Source organism: Paracoccus lutimaris (assembly GCF_003337565.1).
GTDB lineage: Bacteria > Pseudomonadota > Alphaproteobacteria > Rhodobacterales > Rhodobacteraceae > Paracoccus > Paracoccus lutimaris.
Genome location: NZ_QPJL01000032.1, coordinates 1 through 22,173, shown reverse-complemented (window position 1 = coordinate 22,173; position 22,173 = coordinate 1). Strand labels below are relative to the sequence as shown.

Annotated in this window: 22 protein-coding genes; 12 read left to right on the top strand and 10 right to left on the bottom strand. The window is 64.1% G+C overall.

Features of this window, described 5'->3' with window-relative positions; genetic code table 11:
- The first annotated feature begins 686 nt into the window (after positions 1-686).
- Together DFP89_RS20185 and DFP89_RS18050 are read left to right on the top strand one after the other, a co-directional pair.
- Positions 687-884 (top strand): hypothetical protein, encoded by a 198-nt coding sequence (locus DFP89_RS20185; RefSeq protein WP_147273353.1) that lies wholly within the window; start codon positions 687-689, stop codon positions 882-884.
- Between the two features lie 325 nt (positions 885-1,209).
- The gene (locus tag DFP89_RS18050; protein ID WP_114350737.1) at positions 1,210-1,566 is read left to right on the top strand and encodes a zinc ribbon domain-containing protein YjdM; all 357 of its coding nucleotides are present in this window, start codon (positions 1,210-1,212) and stop codon (positions 1,564-1,566) included.
- Position 1,567: 1 nt separating this feature from the next.
- Here DFP89_RS18050 and DFP89_RS18045 read toward each other — a convergent pair whose 3' ends face one another.
- Positions 1,568-2,935 carry an MBL fold metallo-hydrolase gene (locus DFP89_RS18045; protein ID WP_114350736.1) on the bottom strand — a complete coding sequence of 456 codons (1,368 nt, stop codon included), beginning with the start codon at positions 2,933-2,935 and terminating at the stop codon, positions 1,568-1,570.
- 187 nt (positions 2,936-3,122) lie between these two features.
- Between DFP89_RS18045 and DFP89_RS18040 the strand changes: the two genes are divergently transcribed.
- Positions 3,123-4,097: a zinc-dependent alcohol dehydrogenase family protein gene (locus tag DFP89_RS18040; protein ID WP_245948865.1), complete on the top strand. Its 975-nt coding sequence runs from the start codon at positions 3,123-3,125 to the stop codon at positions 4,095-4,097.
- On the opposite strand, the gene DFP89_RS18035 is transcribed toward DFP89_RS18040, so the two are convergent.
- The 3 genes from DFP89_RS18035 to DFP89_RS18025 all read right to left on the bottom strand — a co-directional run bounded on the left by DFP89_RS18035 (position 4,009) and on the right by DFP89_RS18025 (position 7,898).
- Positions 4,009-5,952: a heavy metal translocating P-type ATPase gene (locus tag DFP89_RS18035; protein ID WP_114350739.1), complete on the bottom strand. Its 1,944-nt coding sequence runs from the start codon at positions 5,950-5,952 to the stop codon at positions 4,009-4,011. The two genes, DFP89_RS18040 and DFP89_RS18035, sit on opposite strands and share 89 nt — an antisense overlap.
- Positions 5,953-6,018: 66 nt before the next feature.
- Positions 6,019-7,248: a histidine kinase dimerization/phospho-acceptor domain-containing protein gene (locus DFP89_RS18030; RefSeq protein WP_114350735.1), complete on the bottom strand. Its 1,230-nt coding sequence runs from the start codon at positions 7,246-7,248 to the stop codon at positions 6,019-6,021.
- Entirely contained in the window at positions 7,245-7,898 is a 654-nt protein-coding gene (locus tag DFP89_RS18025) for a response regulator transcription factor (protein ID WP_114350734.1), read from the bottom strand. Before DFP89_RS18025 ends, DFP89_RS18030 begins: the two co-directional genes overlap by 4 nt.
- A 214-nt stretch (positions 7,899-8,112) precedes the next feature.
- On the opposite strand from DFP89_RS18025, the gene DFP89_RS18020 reads away from it, so the two are divergent.
- The 7 genes from DFP89_RS18020 (at position 8,113) to DFP89_RS17990 (ending at position 13,258) form a co-directional block, all read left to right on the top strand.
- Entirely contained in the window at positions 8,113-8,694 is a 582-nt protein-coding gene (locus tag DFP89_RS18020; RefSeq protein ID WP_181870387.1) for a thermostable hemolysin, read from the top strand.
- Positions 8,691-10,067 (top strand): class I adenylate-forming enzyme family protein, encoded by a 1,377-nt coding sequence (locus DFP89_RS18015; RefSeq protein ID WP_114350732.1) that lies wholly within the window; start codon positions 8,691-8,693, stop codon positions 10,065-10,067. Before DFP89_RS18020 ends, DFP89_RS18015 begins: the two co-directional genes overlap by 4 nt.
- On the top strand, positions 10,064-10,861 hold the full coding sequence (locus tag DFP89_RS18010; RefSeq protein ID WP_114350731.1) for an SDR family NAD(P)-dependent oxidoreductase: 798 nt from the start codon (positions 10,064-10,066) through the stop codon (positions 10,859-10,861). The genes DFP89_RS18015 and DFP89_RS18010 overlap by 4 nt, the downstream gene beginning before the upstream one ends.
- Complete coding sequence (locus DFP89_RS18005; protein WP_114350730.1) at positions 10,858-11,718, top strand: TauD/TfdA family dioxygenase; 861 nt, start codon at positions 10,858-10,860, stop codon at positions 11,716-11,718. The genes DFP89_RS18010 and DFP89_RS18005 overlap by 4 nt, the downstream gene beginning before the upstream one ends.
- Positions 11,719-11,734: 16 nt before the next feature.
- Positions 11,735-12,343: a DUF6134 family protein gene (locus DFP89_RS18000; RefSeq protein ID WP_114350729.1), complete on the top strand. Its 609-nt coding sequence runs from the start codon at positions 11,735-11,737 to the stop codon at positions 12,341-12,343.
- 92 nt (positions 12,344-12,435) lie between these two features.
- Complete coding sequence (locus DFP89_RS17995; RefSeq protein WP_114350728.1) at positions 12,436-12,693, top strand: PepSY domain-containing protein; 258 nt, start codon at positions 12,436-12,438, stop codon at positions 12,691-12,693.
- Positions 12,686-13,258: a cytochrome b/b6 domain-containing protein gene (locus DFP89_RS17990; RefSeq protein WP_114350727.1), complete on the top strand. Its 573-nt coding sequence runs from the start codon at positions 12,686-12,688 to the stop codon at positions 13,256-13,258. Before DFP89_RS17995 ends, DFP89_RS17990 begins: the two co-directional genes overlap by 8 nt.
- A gap of 233 nt (positions 13,259-13,491) precedes the next feature.
- On the opposite strand, the gene DFP89_RS17985 is transcribed toward DFP89_RS17990, so the two are convergent.
- A complete protein-coding gene (locus DFP89_RS17985) occupies positions 13,492-13,794 on the bottom strand; it encodes a HepT-like ribonuclease domain-containing protein (protein ID WP_114350726.1) in 303 nt (100 codons plus the stop codon).
- Between the two features lie 35 nt (positions 13,795-13,829).
- Positions 13,830-14,129: a nucleotidyltransferase family protein gene (locus tag DFP89_RS17980; protein ID WP_080622741.1), complete on the bottom strand. Its 300-nt coding sequence runs from the start codon at positions 14,127-14,129 to the stop codon at positions 13,830-13,832.
- 253 nt (positions 14,130-14,382) lie between these two features.
- Between DFP89_RS17980 and DFP89_RS17975 the strand changes: the two genes are divergently transcribed.
- Positions 14,383-15,015 (top strand): tyrosine-type recombinase/integrase, encoded by a 633-nt coding sequence (locus DFP89_RS17975; RefSeq protein WP_114350725.1) that lies wholly within the window; start codon positions 14,383-14,385, stop codon positions 15,013-15,015.
- Positions 15,016-15,339: 324 nt separating this feature from the next.
- On the opposite strand, the gene DFP89_RS17970 is transcribed toward DFP89_RS17975, so the two are convergent.
- Positions 15,340-17,814 carry a DEAD/DEAH box helicase gene (locus DFP89_RS17970; RefSeq protein ID WP_114350738.1) on the bottom strand — a complete coding sequence of 825 codons (2,475 nt, stop codon included), beginning with the start codon at positions 17,812-17,814 and terminating at the stop codon, positions 15,340-15,342.
- A gap of 328 nt (positions 17,815-18,142) precedes the next feature.
- Here DFP89_RS17970 and DFP89_RS17965 point away from each other — a divergent pair, with 328 nt between their 5' ends.
- A complete protein-coding gene (locus DFP89_RS17965) occupies positions 18,143-19,015 on the top strand; it encodes a helix-turn-helix domain-containing protein (protein ID WP_114350724.1) in 873 nt (290 codons plus the stop codon).
- Between the two features lie 34 nt (positions 19,016-19,049).
- Here DFP89_RS17965 and DFP89_RS17960 read toward each other — a convergent pair whose 3' ends face one another.
- The 3 genes from DFP89_RS17960 to DFP89_RS20600 all read right to left on the bottom strand — a co-directional run.
- On the bottom strand, positions 19,050-20,888 hold the full coding sequence (locus DFP89_RS17960) for an LPD7 domain-containing protein (RefSeq protein WP_114350723.1): 1,839 nt from the start codon (positions 20,886-20,888) through the stop codon (positions 19,050-19,052).
- Positions 20,882-21,256, bottom strand: coding sequence for a plasmid mobilization protein (locus DFP89_RS17955; protein ID WP_114350722.1), 375 nt, complete (start codon positions 21,254-21,256; stop codon positions 20,882-20,884). Before DFP89_RS17955 ends, DFP89_RS17960 begins: the two co-directional genes overlap by 7 nt.
- Before the next feature lie 626 nt (positions 21,257-21,882).
- A partial coding sequence (locus DFP89_RS20600; RefSeq protein WP_147273352.1) for an excalibur calcium-binding domain-containing protein occupies positions 21,883-22,173 on the bottom strand: 291 nt, incomplete at its 5' end.

The following is a 22,173-nucleotide window of genomic DNA, read 5'->3' as shown; positions in this document are numbered from 1 at the left end:
GTCGCAACCCAAACCTTTCCGAAGATCGACGGTGACCGCCAGCGTCGCCATCAGCGTCGCCCGCGGCCTCCTACACCACGCCCTGGGGCACTATCGTCCGGGGGCGCAAGCAGCTCGCATGACGAAAGACTACGGTCTCCCCCAACCCTTGCCAAGCCGCGACGAAAAGATCGCCTTCACTCATGTGCCTTTCCACACATTGGCAAGTTGGCGCAAAACTCAACGCAACGCGAACATTTCATATCCTCAAGCACAAGATTCTCAGGTTCAGGCTAAACATGCTCGTCGAGTTCGGGCTCGAAAGCCGTTCCAATGGTCCCCGAATCCCCTCCTTGATGAGAGAAGAACGGCAGGACTTTCGGTATACTCAGGGAGGCCCATTCCGACCGCTCGTCCTTGATGGATGCAGTGTGGTGGTACTCTCCGAAGCGGTCGGATAAGCATCGCGCAGCGAGATACTCGCAGCCGTGGTGAAATGTGGACTTTGCATTTGGCCAGATTCGCGGATGAATGCCAAGAGGTTCACCGTCATCGGTGTCGACAATAGCAAACCCCGGGTCTTCACGCCGGCAGGGCATTTTGAGATGATGCCGGTGCTGCGGCCTGATGAGCCTTTGTTGAAAGCCGGAGTGGCTATTGGCCCGTGGTGGCTATGATTTCGGAGTCTGGACGCGACGGGCAGCAACATGATCACCGATCTTGCCCAGAAGGCACGCAAGCAGGGTTGCTCGCTTTGGATGGCTGGCGCAAATCCCGCGGTCCAAAGGGCGTTTTTGCTGCGTGGTTTGTGCGCGCCGCTATGCCGGCACGCCTCGACCGTTGAAAAAGCGATTACACGACAGCTTGCCACCGGCAGCACCGCTTCGGGACTGGACCATGGCTGACAGATGGGCAAAGCAAAGAGCCGCCGGGCCCCCGCTCAGGCCGGCTGATCTGCGCCAGGAACGGCTCTATGAAGCCTTGTCCCGGCCACGCACCCAAGCCGAGCTTCTCGATCTGCTCGGCATGAGCAATAGCGGTATCCTGAGCCTCTTGCGACGGATGGAGCGGGGCGGGTTGGTCAGCCCCCGCCGAGCGCGTCAGCCAAACCCGCATCTGGGATGCGCAGACAGATCATTTCTGTCGCGAGCACAAGGCGAGGCAAACTAGGCCCAAAGAACTGAACTGACCCTCAACAAGGGCCTGTCCGGCTCAAGAAAACCCCAAGGAATGAGAGACAAACCCAAGACCGAGACGATTCCAGCCTGCCCCAAATGTACCTCGAATTATGCCTACCAGATGGATGCGCTGCTGGTCTGTCCCGAATGCGGTCATGAATGGCAGCCGGGCGAGGCACGCGAGCAGGCATCCGAAATCCGCGACAGCGTCGGCAATGTCCTGAAGGACGGCGATACCGTGACCGTGATCAAGGATCTGAAGGTCAAGGGCTCGTCCCTGGTGGTCAAGGTCGGCACCAAGGTCCGTGGCATCCGCCTGGTCGATGGCGATCCCGACATCGATTGCAAGATCCCGGGGATCGGCCAGATGGGCCTCAAGTCCCAATTCGTGAAGAAAGTCTCGGAATAGGTCAGATCTCGAAGCTCTGATGCATCAGGGGCAGTTCGATCCGGCCGGACAGCGCGCCCGCCAGCGCCTGCCGTGCCGGTTCTTCGCCATGGACGAGGAAGGTGATCTCGGGCGCGCCGGTGCGGGCGTGCCAGCCCAGCAGGTCGCCTTGCCCGGCATGGGCCGAGAAGCCGTTGATGGTATGGATCTGGGCGCGGACCGGGATCTCGTCGCCCATGAGCTTCACCGATTTTGCGCCGTCCAGAATGATCCGGGCCAAGGTGCCTTCGGCGGCGAAGCCGACAAAGATCACGCTGCCATCCGCCTGTCCCAGATTGTGGCGCAGATGGTGGCGGACGCGGCCCCCGGTGCACATCCCCGAGCCCGCGATCAGCATCGCGCCCGAATGGATGCGGTTCAGCGCCGCGCTATCCGCGGCGTCCTGGGTGAAATGCAGCGCGGGCAGGCGGAACGGGTCGTCGCCACTGCGCAGCATCTCGGCGATCGCGGGCTTGAGCAGGTCCGGATGGCGGCGATAGATCCGCGTCGCCGAGATCGCCATGGGTGAATCCAGAAATACCTGCCATGAGGGGCGGATGCGGTCGGCCTCGATGCCTTCGCGCAGGTAGAACAGCAGTTCCTGCGCCCGCTCAAGGGCAAAGGTCGGAATGACCACGTTGCCGCCGCGCTCATCCGCCGCGTTGATCGCACCGTAGAATTCGTCCAGCGTGGCGCCAAGCGCGCGATGGTCGCGATCGCCATAGGTCGTTTCCATCACCACGACATCGGCATCACCGGGCGGCGCGGCTTCGTTCAGCAGGGGACGCACTGCCGGGCCGATATCGCCCGAGAACAGGATGCGCCGCCGCCGCCCATGCTCGTGGATCTCCAGCAGGATGCTGGCCGAGCCGAGAATATGCCCGGCCTCGAAATAGGTCGCCCGGATGCCATGGCCCAGGTCGATTGGAATGCGGTATTTCGCCTTGCGGCCGAAGCGGTCGATCGCATCCAGCGCATCCATGCTGTCGTAAAGCGGCTCGCTGCGCAGCCCGTGGCGGGTGCGGCGGCGGGCGTCCTCCTCGTTCAGGCGGGCGGCATCCATCAGGACCAGCCGGGTCAGGTCGCAGGTGGCGGGGGTCGCGATGATCTCGCCCGAAAAGCCGCGCTTCACCAGCAGGGGGATGCGCCCGCAATGGTCCAGATGGGCATGGGTCAGCAGCAGGAAGCTGACCGAATAGGGATCGAAGCCAAAGGCCTGGCTGTTATCCTCGGGCAATTCTCCGCCGCCCTGGAACATGCCGCAATCGATCAGGATCGTCTGGCCATTGGCCTCGACCAGATGGCAGGAGCCGGTGACCCCGCCCGCCGCGCCGTGAAACGAAATGCGCATGGCGTCCCTCCGCTGCGCGTACCCGCTTGGCGTCAGGATCGGGCAGGACCGGGATGCTGTCCATGGCAATCTGCGTGGCCCGGGTCTTGGCCTTGCGAAAGCCGCGTGCCATCCTGTAGGGGCAGCAGATGCGAGCGCGGATATGCCGGTCTCTGATCCGAAATTGCCGCCCGGCCGGATGGGCGCCATGGTCCTGCAGCAGATCGGCCAGCCGCTGGTCTGGCAGGAACGCGCGCTGCCCAGGCCCGGCGTGGGGCAGATCCTTGTCCGGGTCGAGGCCTGCGCGGTCTGCCGCACCGATCTGCATGTCGTCGATGGTGAATTGCCGGGCGGTCGCCTGCCGATCGTTCCGGGCCATGAGATCGTCGGCCGGATCGAGGCCATGGGGCCTGGAGTAAGCGGACATCGCTTGGGCGGGCGCGTCGGCATCCCGTGGCTGGGCCGGACCTGCGGGACCTGCCCCTATTGCCATGAGGGGCGCGAGAATCTGTGCGACAGCCCGGAATTCACCGGCTTCACCCGCGATGGCGGCTTTGCCACCCATGTCCTTGCCGATGCGGCTTACGCCTTTGCGATGGACGGCTTCGCGGACCCGGTCGCGGCGGCACCCCTGATATGCGCGGGGCTGATCGGCTGGCGGGCGCTGAAACTGGCGGGCGCAGGGCAGCGGATCGGGCTTTACGGCTTTGGCGCGGCCGCGCATCTGGCGGCACAGGTGTTGCGCTGGCAGGGACGCAAGACCCATGCCTTCACCCGTCCCGGCGATGCCGCCGCGCAGGCCCTTGCACGGCAATTGGGCGCGGTCTGGGTCGGCGGATCGGACGAGGCCCCGCCCGCCCCGCTGGACGCGGCGATCATCTTCGCTCCGGTTGGCGCGCTGGTTCCGGCGGCGCTGCGGGTCTTGCGCAAGGGCGGGTGCGTCATCTGCGGCGGCATCCACATGAGCGACATTCCGGCCTTTCCCTATGACATCCTCTGGCATGAGCGGCAGGTGGTCTCGGTCGCTAATCTGACCCGCGCGGATGCCGTCGAATTCCTGTCGCTTGCCCCCCGGATCGGGATCACGGCCGAGATCACGACCTATCCGCTGCGCCGCGCGAATGAGGCGCTGGAAGATCTGCGCCGTGGACGTTTCCAGGGGGCGGCGGTGCTGGTTCCCTGACGGCTGCCCGCTTTGCCCCTTGTGCGGATTGCGGCGCGATCCGCAGGGCGCGCAGCGCATTCAGGATCACCGCGACATCGATCACCTCTTGCAGCAGCGCGCCTTGCACCGGCGTCAGGTAGCCGAAACCAGCGGCAAGCATCCCCAGAACCGACAGGCCGATCCCCACGATGACGCTTTGCAGCGCAATGGATCTTGCGCGCCGCGCGATCTCGATCCCGGGCGCGATGCGGTCGAGGCGGTCGACCAGCAGCACCACATCGGCGGCCTCGGCCGAGGCAGCGGCCCCGCGCGCGCCCATCGCCACGCCGACATCCGCAGCCGCCAGCGCCGGGGCGTCGTTCACGCCATCGCCCACCATCATCACGGGGGCCGAGGCATGTTCGGCGACCACAAGGCGGACCTTCTCGCCGGGCGACAACTCGGCATGAATGGCGTCGAGGCCAAGGCCCTGCGTCACCCGCTGCGCCACATCGGCCCGGTCTCCGGTCGCAAGCAGGATGCGCGGGATGCCTTGCGCGCGCAGGGTCTCCAGCATCTCGGCGGCCCCCTCGCGCAGCGCGTCGGCCATGACAATGTGACCGGCCATGCGCCCGTCGATGGCAAGGGAAACAATGACCTGCCCGGTCTGGCCTTGCGGTCCGTCTCCCCCCGCCAAGTCGGCCACGAAGCCGCTGCCGCCGACCGCGATGCGCCGCCCGCCGATCAGGCCGGTCACGCCTTCGCCGGGGCGCTCGGCCACATCCTCGGGCAGGGCCAGCGCAAGGCCCCGCGCCTTGGCCGCCGCGACGACGGCCTGCGCCACCGGATGTTTCGAGGCCTGATCGAGCGACGCGGCAAGGCGCAGGATCTCGTCGGCATCAATGTCCGCGCGGCTTTCGATCCCGACGATCTGGGGCCGCCCATCCGTCAGCGTTCCGGTCTTGTCGAGGATCAGGGTGCGGATGCGGGCCATGGCCTCGAGCGGGCCCGCGCCCTTGACAAGAACCCCGAAATGCGCCGCCCGCGACAGGCCCGCGACCAGCGCGACCGGCACCGCCAGGATCAGCGGGCAGGGCGTCGCCACGACCAGAACGGCCACCGCGCGGATCGGATCGCCCGTCAGGCCCCATGCGGCAAGGGCGATGGCCAAGGTGACCGCCAGAAAGCCCAGCGACCAGCGGTCGGCCAGCCGCGACATCGGCGCCTTGGAACGTTGCGCCGCCTCGACCAGCCGCACGATCCCGGCATAGGTGCTGCTGCCGGCGTCGTTCGTGGCCTCAAGGTCGAAGGCCTCGCCGGCATTGGTCGCGCCGCTCATCGCCTCGGCCCCCTGCGGCAGGCGGAGGGGCAGGGCCTCGCCGGTCAGGGCGGAATTGTCCAGCAAGGCGCTGGCCGAGGCAATGCGCCCATCGACCGGAACGACATCGCCCTGCCGGATCAGCAGCCGGTCGCCGGGGGTGATGCGGTCCAGCGCGACATCCTCAAGCCCGCCATTGCGGTAGCGCGCCGCCATGCGCGGCACGCGGGACAGAAGATCGCGCATCTCGCGCCGGGCGCGGCCCTCGGCAAAGCTTTCCAGGAAATTGCCGCCCGAATACATCACCGCGACCACCGCCGCAGCCAAATGCTCGCCAAAGAGCAGCGCCGCCGACATCGACAGCGCGGCAACGATATCCAGCCCGAACTCGCCTTGCGCGAGGCTGCGCAGGATCTGGAGCAGAAGCGTGGCAAGGACGGGCAGGACCGCCAGCGCCCAGACCGTCCCGGCCGCTTGCGGCTGGCCTGCCACATGCAGCGCGAGGCCAAGGCCCAATCCGGTCAGCGAGACGCCCAGAAGCAGGGTTTTCAGACCTTCGGTCCTGGTCAGTTGCACGGGGTCCCCCATCGCCGGAACACGTCTTGCGATCCTTCCCCAAGATGCCCGCCGCGTCGAGCCGGATCAGGCCAACGCGCGCGCCGAGAAATCCAGCGTCAGCGTGGCCATCTGCCCGTCGATGCGGGTGTCGAAGCCAAGGCCGTTGCGCTCGGCCATCTTGCGCATGATCGTCAGGCCCAGCCCCGCTCCGGTCGAGCCCGCCGATTTCGCGAAGGTCTCGTGCCGGAAGGCAGACCCCGGCGCGACCGGGTTGCGGATCTGCAGGATGGGGCCGGGGCGCAGGGTCAGGGTCACGCTTCCGGTCCCGTGCTCGATCGCGTTGCGGATCGCATTGCCCAGCAAAAGCGCCACCGCATCGGGATGGACGGCGATCATCGCCCGCTCGATATCGCCATCGTCGAAGGTAATCGCGGTCCGGTCCTCGGCGCTGATGACGATGCGGATGATCCGCACCAGATCGCAGCGGGCATGGCCGTCGATGCCGGCCTCGGCGCGGGAAAGCTGCAGCAGGCGCTCGATGATCCGGCCCAGACGGTCCAGCGCGGCGGTCATGGCGCGGGCGGCGCGGGCATCACCCCGGCCGGCGGCGATCAACTGCGCCTGCGCCGAGGCGCTGGCCAAAGGCGTGCGCAATTCATGCGCGGCATTGGTGGCGAATTGGCGCTCGGATTCGATATGGTTGTGGATACGCTGCAGATAGGTGTTCAGGGCGACGGGAATGGGCTGCAATTCCCGCGGCAGGTCGGCATCGGCAAAGGGCGACAGATCCGTCGCTGGGCGGTCCTTCAGCGCTGCGGCAAAGCGCAGCGCCGGGCCAAGGGCCGCGGCAATGGCGCGGCGCACGGTCAGCAGCACGACCAGCAGGACCGGCAGCATCAGGACCAGCAGCGCCTCGACGCTTTCCAGAAGCTCGTCCCGGCGCCATTCATCGCTTTGGCCGACCTCGACGACCAGCCCGCCATGGTCCCGGCTCAGGCGATAGATGCGCCAGCCGGGCAATTGATGGGTGCCGTCCTGCTGCTGCGCGGGCCAGGGGGCGGGGGTAGTCTCGACCCCGTTTCGCTGGATGCGGATGGCGTAATCGGGGTCGAGATCAAGCCCCTCGGTCCCCTGGCCTGCGGCAAAGGCCGCCGAGGCGACATGGGCCGAGGCCTTCAGGGAATCGTCCAGAAGCTCGGTCATCTCATGGGCGATGACGAAGATCGCGATGGCAAGGCCGGTCAGCCAGCCCAGGCTGACGCCCAGGACAAGGCGGCGCGTCAACCGGCTGCGCAGCGACCAGTCCCGGCTCATTTCACCAGATAGCCCATCCCGCGTCGGGTCTCGATCAGATCTGCGCCCAGCTTGCTGCGCAGGCGCGAGACATAGACTTCGACGGCATTGCCCTCGATCTCGTCGCCAAAGGAATAAAGCCGTTCCTCCAGCGCCTTGCGCGACATGACCCGACCCCGCGCCGAGACCAGCGTGTCCAGCACCGCCCATTCGCGCGAGGTCAGGCGCACCTCGTCCGTGCCGCGAAACAGCCTTGCGCCGGCGCGATCGACGCGGAATTCGCCCAGCGTGATCTCGGCCGAGGGATCGCCGCCCGCACGCCGGACATGGGCGCGCAGCCGGGCCTCGACCTCGCCCAGATCAAAGGGTTTCACGACATAATCATCGGCCCCCGCATCCAGTCCGTCGATCCGGTCGCTGACCTGATCGCGGGCGGTGGCGATCACCACCGGCAGACGCTCGCCCCGCGCGCGCAAGGTCCGCAGCAGGGTCAGGCCCGAGCCGTCAGGCAGCGCCAGGTCCAGCAGCATCACGTCATATGGGGCGACATCCAGCGCGGCCTCGGCATCGGCAAGGCTGGGCGCGACATCGACGGCATGGCCCGAGGCCCCCAGATAGCGGCTGATCCCATCCGCAAGATCGGGCGTGTCCTCGACCAGAAGAACCCTCATCGCAGCCTCATCACCTGCCTCATTGCGGCATCCTATGCTGAGAGGCGGCCAAAATGGCCACCGTTTTTGCGCCCCCCATCGCGCTTTCGTGAAGACCGGGGCCCCGCGCCGTAAGCAAGGCGCAAGCTTGCCCGGTCATCTGCTGGGTTCAGAAGAACTGTAGGTGAATGATGGACAGTGTCACGTTGAGCCCCCCGTCCCGGGGATGGGCGGCATGAGAATCGATTTCCTGAACTGGCGCGATCCGGCATGGCAGGACGCCGCCAGCCTGATCGAGGCACATTTCAAGGCGGTCTATGATGCCCGGCTCTCGCTTGCCGGGATCGAACTGGCCGCGGCCGTCTCGGCTTCGGGCGGGCTGGCGGGGGCCGCGGGCATCCGCGAGGTCGGGCAGGGCTTCTTCTCGCAGGTCTATCTGGACCGGCCGGTCGAGGAGCTGCTTACCGAAACCAGCGGGCAGCGGGTCTTTGACCACGAGATCATCGAGGTGGTTTCGCTGGCCTGTCCGCAGCCGCGCGCGACCCTGCCGCTGATCGACGCCATCACCGAGGAAGGCCGACGGCGCGGCAAAAGCTGGGGCATCTTCACCGCAACGACCCCGCTGATGCGCCTGTTGGAGCGGGTCGGGGTGCCGCTCATCGCCCTTGCCCCGGCCCGGCCCGAGCGTCTGGCCGCTGCCGCGAACTGGGGCAGCTATTACGACAGCGCGCCCTGGGTCTGCGCGCTTTCCGACGAACATGCGCTGCGCTTCGTCCCGCAGCGTGTCGCGATGGCAACAAGGATGCATCTGAAATGAAACAGATCTTTGCCGCATTGTCGCGGCATGCGGCGGAACGGCCCAAGGATATCGCCTTCCGCGAGCCCGCTCGCAGCATCACCTGGGCTGAATTGGCGCGCGAGGTCGGCGCCCGCGCCGCAAGCCTGCGTCCCGCCGTTCTGGGCCTCGGGCTTTCGGGCATCGACTATGTCATCGCCGATCTGGCCGCCACGCTGGCGGGGTGCCGGGTCGTGCCGGTGCCGTCCTTCTTCTCGCCCGCACAAGTGCGACATCTGCTGGCCGATGCCGGGGCGGAACTGCTGGACCGCCTGCCCGATCCCGAAACGCCGCCCCTGCCGCTGGATTATGGCGGCGGGGCGGAGCGGGTGATCTATACCTCGGGGACGACGGGCCAGCCGAAAGGGGTGGTGCTGGGGGATCGGCAGTTGGACGCCTCGATCAGCGGCTTGGCGGCGGCCTTGCGTCCGGGCGCGGGGGATCGATACCTGTCGGTCCTGCCGCAGGCGCAACTGCTGGAACAGATTTGCGGCATCTTCCTGCCCATCCTTGCCGGGGCCGAGACGCTGATCTGCCCCGAGGGGCTAGCGGCGCTACTGGCGGGCGACGGGCTGGGTCTTGCCCGCGCGGCCGAGGAGTTCTGCCCGACCATCACGGTCCTGGCCCCGCGCCAATTGGCGCTTTGGGTAGCGGCCTTGCGGCAGGGCCGGGCCAGGGCCCCGGCGCGGCTGCGTTATGTCGCGGTGGGGGGCGCGCCGACCTCGCCCGCGCTGCTGGCCGAAGCGCGTCAATTGGGCCTGCCCGCCGCCGAGGGTTATGGCCTGTCGGAAGCCTGCTCGGTCGTGGCGCTGACTCCTGCCCCTGCGACGGCGATGCGGGTGATCGAGGGCGTCTCGGTCCGCGTTGAGGCGGGCGAGATCGTCATGTCGGGGCCGACGGTGATGCAGGGCTACCTGCATCGCGAGCCGGTGCAGGGCGAATGGCGCACCGGCGATCTGGGCCGGATCGAGAATGGCGCGCTGCAGGTTCTGGGCCGCCGCGACGCGACGATCCTGCGCCAATCGGGCCGCAATATCGCCCCCGAATGGGTCGAGGCCGCAGCCCTTGCCGATCCCTTCGTGCCCTTTGCCGCGCTGGTTCAGGTTGCGGGCGACCGGCTGGTGCTGGTGCTGGCCCCGACCTCTGCGCCCGACATGCAGGGGCTGATCTCGCGGCTTGCCGCGCTGCCTTTCTATGCCCGCCCCGAACATGTGCTTATCGCCGATCCCCGTCTGCCGGGGCTGATCCGGCCCTCGGGGCATATGGACCGCGCCGTCGCGCGCGACATGGCCGATGCGCGCGAGGCCGAGTGGATCTCTCTTCGGGAAAGCCAGGACGAAAGGAGCCTCGCATGAGCGGGAAGATGGTGCTGATCACCGGCGCAGGATCTGGGATCGGGCGGGCGCTCGCGCTTGAGGCCGACCGGCTCGGGCATCGGTTGATCCTTGTCGGGCGGCGCGAGGAAGGTTTGCGCGAAACCGCATCGAGCCTCTCGCGCAAGGCCCGGATCGTGCTGGCCGATGTCACCGCCCCGGACGGCCGCGAGGCGATCCGCGCCGCGGCGGGGGAGGAGGGGCTGGACATCCTGATCAACAATGCGGGACGCCTCGCCTCGGGGGGGATCGAGGGGCTGAAGGACGCGGACCTTGCCGAACTGGTCGCGACCAATATCGCGGGTCCGGTGGCGCTGACCCGTGACCTTCTGCCCGCGCTGGAACAGCGGCGCGGACAGGTGGTGAATATCGGCTCGGTCTTTGGCGATATCGGCTTTCCCTATTTCGCGCTTTATTCGGCCAGCAAATTCGCCCTGCGCGGCTTTTCCGAGGCCCTGCGCCGCGAGCTTGCCCCGCGCGGCATCAGTGTCACCTATATCGCGCCGCGCGCGACCCGGACGGCAGCGACCGAGAATTTCCGCGCGCTCATCGGGCCGATGGCCATGGCGCTGGACGATCCCGATGCGGTCGCGCGCCATGCCTGGCGCGCCATCTCGGCGCGCAAGCGCGAGCAATTCCCGAAAAGCCGCGAGCGCTTCTTCGTCGCCCTTCAACGCCTGCGCCCGCAACTGATCGACCGGGCGCTGGCCGGAATGGCGAAAGACCCCGCCGTGATCGCCGCCGCCCGTTCTGCCGAGACCGGAGAAAAAGCATGAAATACAATATCATTCGCCACGGCGATTTTGCCGAGGGTCTGGACGACCCGACGCTTCTGGCCACAATCCGCGCCGATCTGACCCGCGACGGCTGGACCCTGCTGCGCGGCTTTCGGCCCGACATGGGCCAATTCGCGGGGCTGGTCAGCACGCTCTGCTCGCGCGTGACCTTCGATCCGGCCCGCAGCCATTCCAGCGACCGCACGCAGATGGTCGATGCCGGGCTTGGCCCGATCGGCTTGCATATCGAGAACGGCAATACCCCGCGCTGCCCCGATATCGTGACCTTCTTCGCCGAGCGCGCGGCCTTCGAGGGTTCGCAGACCACGATCTGCGACGGGGTGCGGGTCTGGGACAGTTTCGACGCCGCCCGGAAGGCGCGCTGGTCGCAGAAGATGACGGTGGAGCGCGTGCTGCCCGAATTGCTGTGGAAGCGCTACCTCGCCAATGAGCATCCCGCCATCTCGCGGCCCGAGGACGTGACGATGGAGCATGTCCTGCAATTCCAACAGGCTGTGCCGGGGCAGGGCTTCGATCTGCATGAGGACGGCGCGCTGACCTATCGGCTGAGCGTCGATCCGGTGCGGCCCTCGGCCTTCAGCGGGGGGTTGGGCTTTGCCAATGCGGTGCTGGGTCCCTCGCATAATTACCAGCCGCCGCGCTACCGGCTGGCGGATGGCAGCGAGGTGACCCCCGACGAGATCGAGGACATCCGCGCCCTCGCCGAGACTGTCACCCATGAGATCAACTGGCAGGACGGCGATATCGCGGTCCTCGACAATACCCGCGTCATGCATGGCCGCCGCGCCATCGCGGACGCGGATCGCAACCTTTTCATCGGCATGGGCTCGATTTGACCCGAAGGAGGATCAGATGAAAAATAAACTTGGCATCACCGCCGCCCTGACGGGCCTGCTTCTGGCCAGCGCAGCTATCTCGGCACCGATGGGCAGCATACCGGATTCCGGCTACCTGACCTTTGACGTCATCCGCAAGGGCAAGGATATCGGCGATTACAGCCTGAGATTCAGCCCCAAGGGCGACGGGGTGACGGTCAGCGTCAGGACCAATATCGCCGTCAAGGTGCCGGTCATCGGCGTTTCGGCCTATCGCTTCGAGCAGACCAGCACCGAAAGCTGGAACGGCAGCAAGCTGCAGGCCCTGAGTTCAAGGACCAATGACAATGGCAAGGCCCATGACATCCATGTCGGCCCCAGCCCGCTGATCCCGGCAAGCCTGTGGAACGCCGAGATCGTCAAGCAGCGCAAGGTGCTGAACACGATCGATTCCAGCACGGATACGGTTTCGGTGCGCAATCTGGGCGGCGACAGCATCGCGACCGGCCATGGCAAGGTCAGCGCGACCCATTACGCGATCTCGGGCGGGCTGAACCGCGAGTTGTGGTTCGACAGCAAGGGCCAGCTTGTCCATGTCCGCTTCGCTGCCGATGACGGCTCGACCGTGGATTACGTCCTGCGCTGATCTTTCCGGCGCCGGGGCCAGGCTTGTAAGCGGCGCGCAAGCTTGGCCTGTCATCACCGCCGCACTGCAACCATGATCCAAGGGAAATAATCATGCGGAAGATCCTGATTCTGACCATTGCCAGCCTCGTCGCCCTGCCGGCCTTGGCCGAGGAACGCTGCAACGTGGACAAGGCGAAATGGCGCCCGGTCGAAGAGCTCAAGGCCGAACTTGGCGCCAAGGGCTGGACCATCTCGAACGTCAAGGAGGAGGACGGCTGTTACGAGGTCTATGGCAAGGACGAGAATGGCAAGAAGGTCGAGATCTTCTTCGACCCCGCCACCTTCGAGGCGAAGGGTTCCGATGACTGACCGGGGGGAGGACGGCGAAATCCGGGTCTGGGACCCGTTCGTGCGCGTCTTCCACTGGTCGCTGGCCAGCCTGATCGGGCTGGCCTGGCTGACCGGGGACGATGGACCGAAAGCCCTGCATGAGGGCGCGGGTTATGTCATCGCGGGACTTCTGGTCGCGCGTCTGGTCTGGGGCTTTGTCGGCCCGAAACACGCGCGCTTCAGCGATTTCCTGCGCGGGCCGGGCGTGGTTCTGGCCCATCTGCGCGACCTGGTGCGGGGGCGAGAGCGGCGTTATCTGGGCCATAACCCGGCCGGGGGCTGGATGATCATCGCCCTGATCGCGACGATCTCGGCCACGGCGCTGACCGGCTGGCTGCAGACCACGGATCTTTTCTGGGGCTCGACCGCGATGGAGGAGATCCATGAAATCCTCGCGATCCTGATCCTTGTCCTGTTGGCCGGACATCTTTGCGGCGTCGTGGTGGAAAGCTTGCGCCACCGCGAGAACCTTGTCCGCGCGATGATCACGGGTCGGAAACGTGCGCTTTCATCTCTGCCGTCCACAGAGATCAAGCTGCCTTGATCCCGACCCCAGATCGGCGACGGCGTTCATCGCGATCGAACAAAAGACGTCCGCACTCCTCGTATGGGCTACCGGCACCGATTGAGGCTCCGTGAGTTGCGTGAATGACCATTTTCGAGAAATTGCTGCAGATGCATTGCCGCACCGCAGCCGGCAGCTTACCGCCCGATGCTGCTAGGTTTGGTAGTTGGGCAGTTTTCGTGACTACCGCCCATTTGGCTGCTGTGGCCCGGCTATGGCTGAGATAGATGCTTGATGAGCGCTGGCAGTTCAGTCTGCACTGTGGTCCAGACGACATGCAGGTCGATGTCGAAATACCCATGGGCGATGCGGTTACGCATCCCGCGGATACCTCGCCATGGGATCGCAGTCTTTGCATTCGCAAAGTCGGGGTGATCCGATAAGATCCGGCTCGCGGCCTCTCCAACGATCATCAGGCTCATCACCACGGCGCGCTGCGTCCGAAGATCAGTCAGGAAATCGTCTTCGGCCATGCCCTCCGTGAACGCAAGGGTATCCGCCGCTGCTGTCACCATCTGCAAGATGTAGTCTGGAAGCCGATTGTTTGCTCTCAAACCGGGAGCGCCTGCCGCAGGACTTCCGCACGGATATGCGGAGGCAGGTCCATCGGGGTCTTCACATCGACCCGAACGCCAAGTGCCTCTTCCAGCGCATCTTGCAAGCCCCCAAGATCGAAGAGCGTGGTTTCCGGCAGAGGTTCGACTAGCACATCCAGGTCGCTGTCCGCTCGGTCCCTGCCTGTCAGAACAGAACCGAACACCCGGGGATTCACCGTGCGATGCCGGACCGCAAGTTCACGGATCAGGTTGCGCCCGTATTGCAGGGCTTGGGATGGCGTCTGGCTTTGCATCGCAAGGTTCTCCTCCGACCAATATAGGCGATCTGGGGGCAACAGCCAATCCGTGATCATGCCTTGGGGAGGCATCAGGTTGTCAGGCTCTCTGTTGGCTGCGAGAAGTATGAACGACTGTTTGTCTAGATTGCCACAATCGCCATGTCGCATCGCCGTAAGGCTGCGCGAAGCGGCGCTAACATCTGTGATACCATTGAGCTTGTCGGATCATCTGAAGTCAGGGTGGGGCAGGTGGACAGGAGGTAACACCATGTCCATCGATTTTCTTCCTGCGCTTCGGCCTGAACGTCCTGCCTGGAACAAGGGGCGCATCATCGGTCAGAAGCGGCCGCTGCTGCCGAAACATGTCTGGTCGATCCGGGTCCGCCTGGAGATGGCGGACAACCGACGCGACCTGGCGTTGTTCAACATGGCTGTCGACAGCAAGCTTCGAGGCTGCGACTTGGTCTGCCTGAAGGTCCGGGACGTTTTCGCAGCCGGAAGGGTGAAGGAGCGCGCCTCCGTTACCCAGAGCAAGACGGGCAAGCCGGTCCGCTTTGAGATCACCGAAACGACACGCCAATCGCTCGAACGCTGGATCGCCGATCCGGAAATGCTTGGGTTGGAGTATCTCTGGCCCAGCCGTCTTCACCACAGTGCGCATCTGTCGACGCGGCAGTATGCGCGCATCCTGCGCGAATGGGTCTTGTCGATAGGTCTTGAGCCGAGCGCCTATGGCACGCATTCGATGCGGCGGACAAAGGTGGCGCAGATCTACAAGAAGACGGGCAACCTGAGGGCGGTTCAGCTTCTGCTGGGTCATACCAAGATGGACAGCACTGTTCGATACCTCGGCGTCGACCTCGACGATGCGCTGACGCTGTCAGAGGGAATAGATCTGTAGTCCGGAAGCCGGCCGACAGGTTTCCTGCCGGCCGGCCCAAAGCTGACGTCCGCACGCCCTGTCATCAATGTCTGCTTCGCGATCAATCGCTGTCATCCATGCGGATCTGGCGAACACCGATAGCAGCCTTACTATTTTGGCTGTTGCTGAAACCGAGAAGGGTGGAGACGCCCTGTCTATTCGCTTTCGGTTGCATTACCGAAGACATCCTGCGCCTGCAGCACGAGAATGGAGGCAGACAACTGTCGCATCTGGACCCTGACTATGACCCAGGGAAATGCTAAAGCGTCACCTCCAATATTGCGGCGCTTTAGCATGCGGCGATCAACGTTTCTTCAAAGGCACCGAATACCGATCGATGAACATCCGAGGAGTGAAGGCATGGATCTTTAAGAGAGCACCGATCCGCTCCACGTCGTTCAGGATATTCGCGTCCCCTAGTGCCTTGGCGAAGTCCAACAATGCATTTCGCAGTTTGTTGAGCTGATTTTCTGTCATCACACGAGCGCCTTCGATCATCGCCGCACCAGCCCCGGTGGTCTTCATGGGGTGAACGATCAGCGCCGTCTTCTCTGCCACCTTGGTGTATTTCTCTTCGAACCAATCGATGCCCTGGCCTAATTGCCCCAGATCGTGCTTCGAGATCCCCTGCTCTGTGGTGGCGCCATTCTTGCATTCTATAATGAGGAAGCTACCATCGGAGAACGCCCAAAGATTGTCGGGGCCCGGCTCTGATGTCTTCTCCGGCCTCTGCGACCCGAAGCCGAGTAGCCTGCCCGTCTCGTAGATAGCAGACTCGAACTCGTTGGAGGTATTGGGCTCGAACCGCAGGTCATCGACTAGGCTCTGGAACCGTAGCATCCTGTCGACCGCTTCGAGAAAGGTCGATCTATGGATTTCTTGGACCCTCGCGGCTTGCTTACCGGCGGCTGGGGCAAGTTTCTGGTACGCGACCCCGTCGATTGGACGCAGAACGTAGTTGTTGCTTCGGTACGCTGACAACAGGATCTTCTGTGCGTTTGCTGGGTCGATATGATGAGCAACCTCCGCCTGCCTGACCAACGTCAGTGCCTTTTCGTCCGCATCTCCTAGCCGGTTTCCGGCTGATCTGAGCTCCTCAAGTGCACCGAGATGGTCACCCGATCGAGCCAGATCAAACGCCGTGCGCAAGGCGACGGCCGTAGGATCAAGAGCGAGCCCTTTCCCCGGCTTGGCTCGAAGGAGCGCCTTCTTGCTCACCTTCACCCAGCCAGCGTCGCGGCCGAGGCATTGGTGTATGACTTTCCGTATGCCATCTATGTCGGTACCGTCGAGTTGCTTGGCGAGGTTGGTGGACAGTTCCAACTGCGCCTGTGTGGCAGCGGCCAGCATCTGTCGACCATCGACCGACTTGATGCGACTGGTCAATTTGGCGCCACACAATAAGACGACGCAGTGGTCGTCATTGGACCGTACTCCTCTCCCCATGCCTTGCTCAATGCGCTGCATCTGCCGGCGAAGACCGGCCTTCGAGTCCGATATGACTGCCATATCGGCTGCCTCGCGGAGTGAGGATACCTCCGGCAGATCGAAGAGCGCCAGTACCCGACATGCATCGTCGGGCAGGTCGATACCATCGTAGCGGTTCACCAGAACTGTCAAACCTACATGCCCGTTCCGGAGCTTTTCGACGCCCGGAGCTACCTTGTCGCCAATCAGGATTTGATCCGCGACATCCTTCCAAGCATCCGCTGCGAGCTTGGATGGAACGATGACGACGACATTGTGATCCTCGGCCAGATCGGCGAGCAAAGCTCTAACTTCAGCAATGTCTATCTCCGGATTCAGCTCCTGCGGCATCAAGATCATTCGCTCGCCCATAAATTGCGAGGACACGGGTACGATAGGATCCTTGAGAGCCTTGGGGTTTGCGCCAAAATGGGAGACGAGGACGCTGTCATCGGCAAGAGTAGCCGTGAGATAAATCCGCCTCTTAGCTTTGAAGAACGGCCTGATGAGGTCAGTGGGTGGGCAGATGGGTTCGATCTCGAGGAATTGACCACCTATAACGCATCGGCAGTATGGTAACACTTCCCTCAGCAAGGGGTAGCTGAAGAGCAGTTGTTCGGATTCCCTATGGCCATGCAGAGCCTTCAATATCTCGTCTTGATTGTCCTTCCATGCCCAAAATGGGACCTCCATAGTCACCCTCGGATCGCTATCCTCGAGCTCGAGGAACCGGGACGGGCTCTGGCGCTTCAACTGGTTGGCGACAACATGGAGGATCTTGCCGTAGGCTGGGTGAGTATTCGGCAGGGTGATGCGGAATTGCTCGCCGATGGTCGCCACACAGGCATGCGCGTCGTCCACGACCACGCTGCCGATTGGTATTTTAACCTGCTCCAGCCCAAATACGGATTTGCCGTTGAATAGCTTGTGGATGGTTGTAACGCAGATTCTCTGGCCCGCAGCATAGGCGGGGTCGCGTGGGTCCTCGGTGATCTCGAGGCCAAGAGCGCCTGCTTCCTCAATGACCTGAGACACCAACTGGTTGTCGGGGCAGATGTAAAGAGCGGGCCCTTTGCCGTCGTTCAAGGAGCTCTGGAGGAGCAGCAGGCCGACAACGGTTTTGCCACTGCCGACGTTCAGCTTGATAACGGTGTCATGATTGTTCGGGTCTTGAAACCATGCTTTCATTACCTCTGTCTGGATATCTCGAGGGAAGGAGAACCGCTTCGCGCGATCCAGCGTGAGAAAAATATCACGCGGGTCGGTCACGGCTACTTCGTCTTCTCCCAACAGGTCTTCGAAATTAATCAATATCCGCCCTTCCTCGACGCATTCTCGACTGCATTCCATTGCCGAGGTTTAGAATAGTTTCTTCACTGTAAGCAGATTAATCACCTTCCGCAGCATTGTCGAATATTTCCTCGTCCGGATGTAGTCCAAGATGTCTGCTTTCTCGCCGCATGTCTGTGCAGCGGTCATTCGGCTTCCGGCCCCACTCTGGTCATTCGTTCAATCCGCGGCGAACGGTCACTCTCCGCCCTTTTCGACGCTTTCCCTCTGGCCTCGACGGGATTATTCGGTGCAGATAGTGTCATGAATCATTTCCTTTTGACCGCAATGAAAACAAATAATTCTTGACATGAACACCTTGCGCACAACGCGTCGCTCACGCGGACTGACCCAAGCCGAGGTCGCGGCCTCAGCCAAGATCAGCCTGCCGACACTGCGAGCACTTGAGCGTGGCGAGGGTGGTGTGCGGGCGCTGGTCGCGGTCATGGTGGCGCTGGATCTGCACTGGGGCTGGGCGCCGGATCGTGTGCAGGCGGCGCGGGCTTTGGCTGATCGGCGGCGGGCGCGGGGATTCAGCCAGGCGCAACTGGCCAATCGGATCGGGGTCAGCCGACCGGTTGTCATTGCGCTTGAGCGGGATCTGGGCGCGACGGTGGCAACGGTGGTCCGCGCAGCGGCGGCGCTTGGCATCAAGCGGGTGTTGCGGGCGATTCCTGCGGGACGTGGTGGTCTGGTTCCGGCGACCAATGCCCCGGCGCAGGATCTGGTGATGACGCCGCCGGAGCTGGCGGCAGCGGTGATCGGGCATTTTGCCGGGCGAATGACGGGCATGGTGCTAGATCCGGCCAGAGGGCAGGGGGCGTTTTACGACCGCTTCCCGACCCATCTTGAGCGGGATTGGTGCGAGATCACCGAGGGTCGCGATTTCCTGGACTGGCGCGAGCCGGTCGACTGGGTGATGACCAATCCGCCCTGGTCGCGGCTGCGCGATTTTACCCGCCATGCCATGCGGATTGCGCCGAATGTCGTCTGGCTGGCGCCGTTGACCAATCTAACCACGAAGGCGCGGCTGCGCGATCTGGACGAGGCCGGGTTCGGCATTGCCGAGCTGGTGCTGATCGACACGCCGAAGGACTGGCCGCAGAGTGGCTTTCAGCTGGTCGCAGCCTGGCTGCGCAAAGGGCACAGCGGCGGCTGGTCGGTGACGCGGCTGGCCGGTTAGACCGTAAGACGGGCGACATCGCCCAGTAATGCGATCATGGACCCGACATGCCTTCATCGGGTGTATTGTCCTGTAGGGCGTCATCATCCGGGTTGAAATCAAACCGGCGGGTATACAGGAATTCTTCGGCTTCGGCTTCGGCTTCGGCTTCGGCTTCGGCTTCGGCTTCGGCTTCGGCTTCGGCTTCGGCTTCGGCGCTGGGGGTTGGCTGTGGTCTGGCTTCGGCAATGCCCGGCAATCTTTTGGGAACCTCGTCCCAATCCAAGTCGTCCTCGAACCAGGGTGTGACCTGTTCGGCATTCACATCCAACGCGGCCTCTTCAGGCACCGGGCGCTCTGCGCCGTCGCGGGCATCGGGCGCCATGTCCGCGTCCGCGTCTTTCGCCGCATCTTGCCTCGCGCGCAGCAGCTTCAACTCCGCCTGAACGATCCTGTCCATATCGTCATCCCGCCCGGCGATCTCGATCCCGGCGGCGAAGGCCAGGCGCGTCGCATCGCGCAGGAAGGCCGCGTCACCGCGGACCGAGATGCCGGACCAGCGCTTCAGCTGCGCCTGTGCGATCATCAGTCGGATGGTGTCATGGCTGCGGCTGTGGGCCTTCAGCCGAATCTCCTGATCCTCGACCGAGGATCCGTCCTGTAGCCAGATCCGGCGCTTGCGATAATCGACGAAGCGCAGCTTTGCGATCAGTTCCTCGGGCAGGCGGGCCTCGTCGAAAGTGGGGCGCCGGGGTTTCGTGCGGGTGTCATGCTGGCGACCCGGCTGTGGAGAGGGCGGCGACCAGGCGCAGGTCAGCCCTTCGATCTCCTCCTCCGCTTCGGGTTCGGGATCCAGCCTCTCCTCCGGCCAGCCGAGCCGTTCGCGATGATGCGCCGCCCGTAATGCGCGCAGCCGGTCCAGCATCCCTGCCGCGCCGCGCATGTCGCGCCGTTGGGGTGGCAGGCCGCCATCGTTCCAGCCGCATTCGTCCAACCAGGCGGGCGAGGTGAAGCGCTCGTCGAACAGATCTCCGCACAGCCGGATCGCCCTGGCATAGCGGTTGGGCGCGTTTCGGGGGCCGCCGCGTTCAGGAGGCAGCAGGCATTCGACCGAGATGTAATTCTTGCCCTTCCTTGTGATCCGGTGGCCTTGAGCCTCCAGCCAGGCCAGAACATCGTTGCGGTTGGCAATGCGACCGCGCTCGATCTCCATGCCAACGGCCATGTCCAGTTCCTCACGGATGTCGAAGATGGGATTGCCTTCGATATCGCGCGCCGGGCTGCTGATTACCGACCCCGGCAGCTTCAGGTGGCGATGGCGTTCCGGCGCCAGCGGGTCGGCCCAGCCATGGCGATGGTTCCAGCTGTCGCGGAACGCCTCCCAGAGCGCGAAGCCGATCGAGCGCGGCGGCTTGGGGTTGATGGCTTTCAGCCGACCCTGACTGTCCATTACGGCGCGCGCGAACAGAAAGTTCAGTTCCAGCCGTCGCTTGTCGGTATGCGCGTTCCACAGCACCTCGGGGCGATGCTCTTCAGGGATGCCGGCAAAGGCCGTGTCTTCGAAATCGCGCATCAACGCATCGGTCAGGCCGTGCAGGGCCACGTCGCCTGCAGTCCAGGCGGCGATGTCGATGTCGTGCCGGTCGAAGGCGATGACGCCCGAGGCGTAGCGGTGCTGAAAGGGCAGGGCGGCGCAGGTCTGGCTAATCAGCCAGGCATTGCCCGAGATCGGGATCGGCGCCGTGGCGCGCTTTATCCAGACCTTGGGGCTGCCGGCGCGTTCGGGCTTCAGCACCATCTCGCCCTGCAGATAGTCGATGGCAAGGCGGGCATCGGGATCGCCGGGCTGACCATCCTGCGCGGCGCCGGTGTGCTTGAGGAACTTGATCAGCATCCGCCTTTCCTCGTCTCGGCCTCGGGGTCAAAAATCGTGCGCAACTCGGCGCGGATCGCGGCCACCTCGGCGGCCAGAAAGGCCGCATCGGCATTACCACGCCAGCTGTTGGCATGGCGCGCGAGCTGGTTGAGGTTGTTGCCGATACGCGCCAGCTGCGCGTTGGTCTGCTGGCGCGCGGTCTGCTCTGCCGCCGAGACGATCGGCGCATCCTCGATCAGCGCGCGGATCAGGGCGGATTCGCTGAGACCGGCGGCGTTGGCCTTCCGGTTCAGCAGAGCGCGGGTTTCGGGCGGCATGCGCACGCCGAACTTCGGGCTGGCGCGGCTGACCTTGGTGGTTCCGGGACGGGATGTGTCATCGGGCATGGAAGCTCTCCTTCCATCCCCAAGATTGACAGATACGTGTAAATACCAACTCTTATTTTGACGCGCGGAGATCGGTCAGATCGGTAGCGTGGCAGCGTCCGGGTTCACCCCGGGACCAAACTTTCCGCCCCTTGGTGCGGATCAGAGGGTTCGAAGGGAGAGCATCTCCCTCGCAAGAATTCGGTGCTGAGCGCAAACATCGTTTGTGGGCCCACCGAGGAGACTTGCTAAGAGCCTCTTCGGTCGCAGTAACGTTGCCCACCGATTACGTGAATCTAATATAGCCTTGGAACGTTGATTTTGCACGGGAATTCTTCTGATACTCCTTTGATGCTGAAACGACCGGATTTGACACCCCCGGATTCAACGTGAATCTAATTCTTGCGGGTCGGAGGGGGCTCAAGGTGAGGTGAGCTGTCGATCGGCGCCGCTATTGTCGAAGCCCTGATCTCGGATCTCGCGGCGGCTTCTGGGTATATCGGTGACGGCCAAAGGCTCGACCGCAACCAACGGCGTCCTGTGCATAAAGTCGGCGATACCGTCACGGGGCAGAATGGTGGCCGGAGCGATCCTGTAACAGGTTTCCATCGCCGCGATCCGCTGGCGCCCGACCGCCTGAATCTCTCTCAGCAGATGCTCTCGCAGAGGATGCCGTCATTGTCGCGGTCGAGCCTGCCGCCCCAGGGGCAGTTCTGCAGATACCAGCGCGCCTCCTCGCAGCTGCCGATCTGGCTGCAGGTCCGGCGCGGGCTGCAGGACCAGTTTTGTCCGGCGAGTTCGTAAAGCCGTGACATTGTCGGTGCCGCTTTCTGACCGCTGCGATGTTGATTGCCACTGAGATTTGACCCGGCAACAGCGGAAATTGTCATTGAGAATTGACCCATGTGCAACCTTGCCCCGGCTTGAACCAGCTGGGG

Bases quoted from the DNA above. Each gene is read 5' to 3' on its own strand.
- DFP89_RS20185 (WP_147273353.1), top strand. From the start codon at position 687: ATGATCACCGATCTTGCCCAGAAGGCACGCAAGCAGGGTTGCTCGCTT.
- DFP89_RS18050 (WP_114350737.1), top strand. From the start codon at position 1,210: ATGAGAGACAAACCCAAGACCGAGACGATTCCAGCCTGCCCCAAATGT.
- DFP89_RS18045 (WP_114350736.1), bottom strand. From the start codon at position 2,935: ATGCGCATTTCGTTTCACGGCGCGGCGGGCGGGGTCACCGGCTCCTGC.
- DFP89_RS18040 (WP_245948865.1), top strand. From the start codon at position 3,123: ATGGTCCTGCAGCAGATCGGCCAGCCGCTGGTCTGGCAGGAACGCGCG.
- DFP89_RS18030 (WP_114350735.1), bottom strand. From the start codon at position 7,248: ATGAGCCGGGACTGGTCGCTGCGCAGCCGGTTGACGCGCCGCCTTGTC.
- DFP89_RS18025 (WP_114350734.1), bottom strand. From the start codon at position 7,898: ATGAGGGTTCTTCTGGTCGAGGACACGCCCGATCTTGCGGATGGGATC.
- DFP89_RS18020 (WP_181870387.1), top strand. From the start codon at position 8,113: ATGAGAATCGATTTCCTGAACTGGCGCGATCCGGCATGGCAGGACGCC.
- DFP89_RS18015 (WP_114350732.1), top strand. From the start codon at position 8,691: ATGAAACAGATCTTTGCCGCATTGTCGCGGCATGCGGCGGAACGGCCC.
- DFP89_RS18010 (WP_114350731.1), top strand. From the start codon at position 10,064: ATGAGCGGGAAGATGGTGCTGATCACCGGCGCAGGATCTGGGATCGGG.
- DFP89_RS18005 (WP_114350730.1), top strand. From the start codon at position 10,858: ATGAAATACAATATCATTCGCCACGGCGATTTTGCCGAGGGTCTGGAC.
- DFP89_RS18000 (WP_114350729.1), top strand. From the start codon at position 11,735: ATGAAAAATAAACTTGGCATCACCGCCGCCCTGACGGGCCTGCTTCTG.
- DFP89_RS17995 (WP_114350728.1), top strand. From the start codon at position 12,436: ATGCGGAAGATCCTGATTCTGACCATTGCCAGCCTCGTCGCCCTGCCG.
- DFP89_RS17990 (WP_114350727.1), top strand. From the start codon at position 12,686: ATGACTGACCGGGGGGAGGACGGCGAAATCCGGGTCTGGGACCCGTTC.
- DFP89_RS17985 (WP_114350726.1), bottom strand. From the start codon at position 13,794: ATGGTGACAGCAGCGGCGGATACCCTTGCGTTCACGGAGGGCATGGCC.
- DFP89_RS17980 (WP_080622741.1), bottom strand. From the start codon at position 14,129: ATGCAAAGCCAGACGCCATCCCAAGCCCTGCAATACGGGCGCAACCTG.
- DFP89_RS17975 (WP_114350725.1), top strand. From the start codon at position 14,383: ATGTCCATCGATTTTCTTCCTGCGCTTCGGCCTGAACGTCCTGCCTGG.
- DFP89_RS17965 (WP_114350724.1), top strand. From the start codon at position 18,143: ATGAACACCTTGCGCACAACGCGTCGCTCACGCGGACTGACCCAAGCC.
- DFP89_RS17960 (WP_114350723.1), bottom strand. From the start codon at position 20,888: ATGCTGATCAAGTTCCTCAAGCACACCGGCGCCGCGCAGGATGGTCAG.
- DFP89_RS17955 (WP_114350722.1), bottom strand. From the start codon at position 21,256: ATGCCCGATGACACATCCCGTCCCGGAACCACCAAGGTCAGCCGCGCC.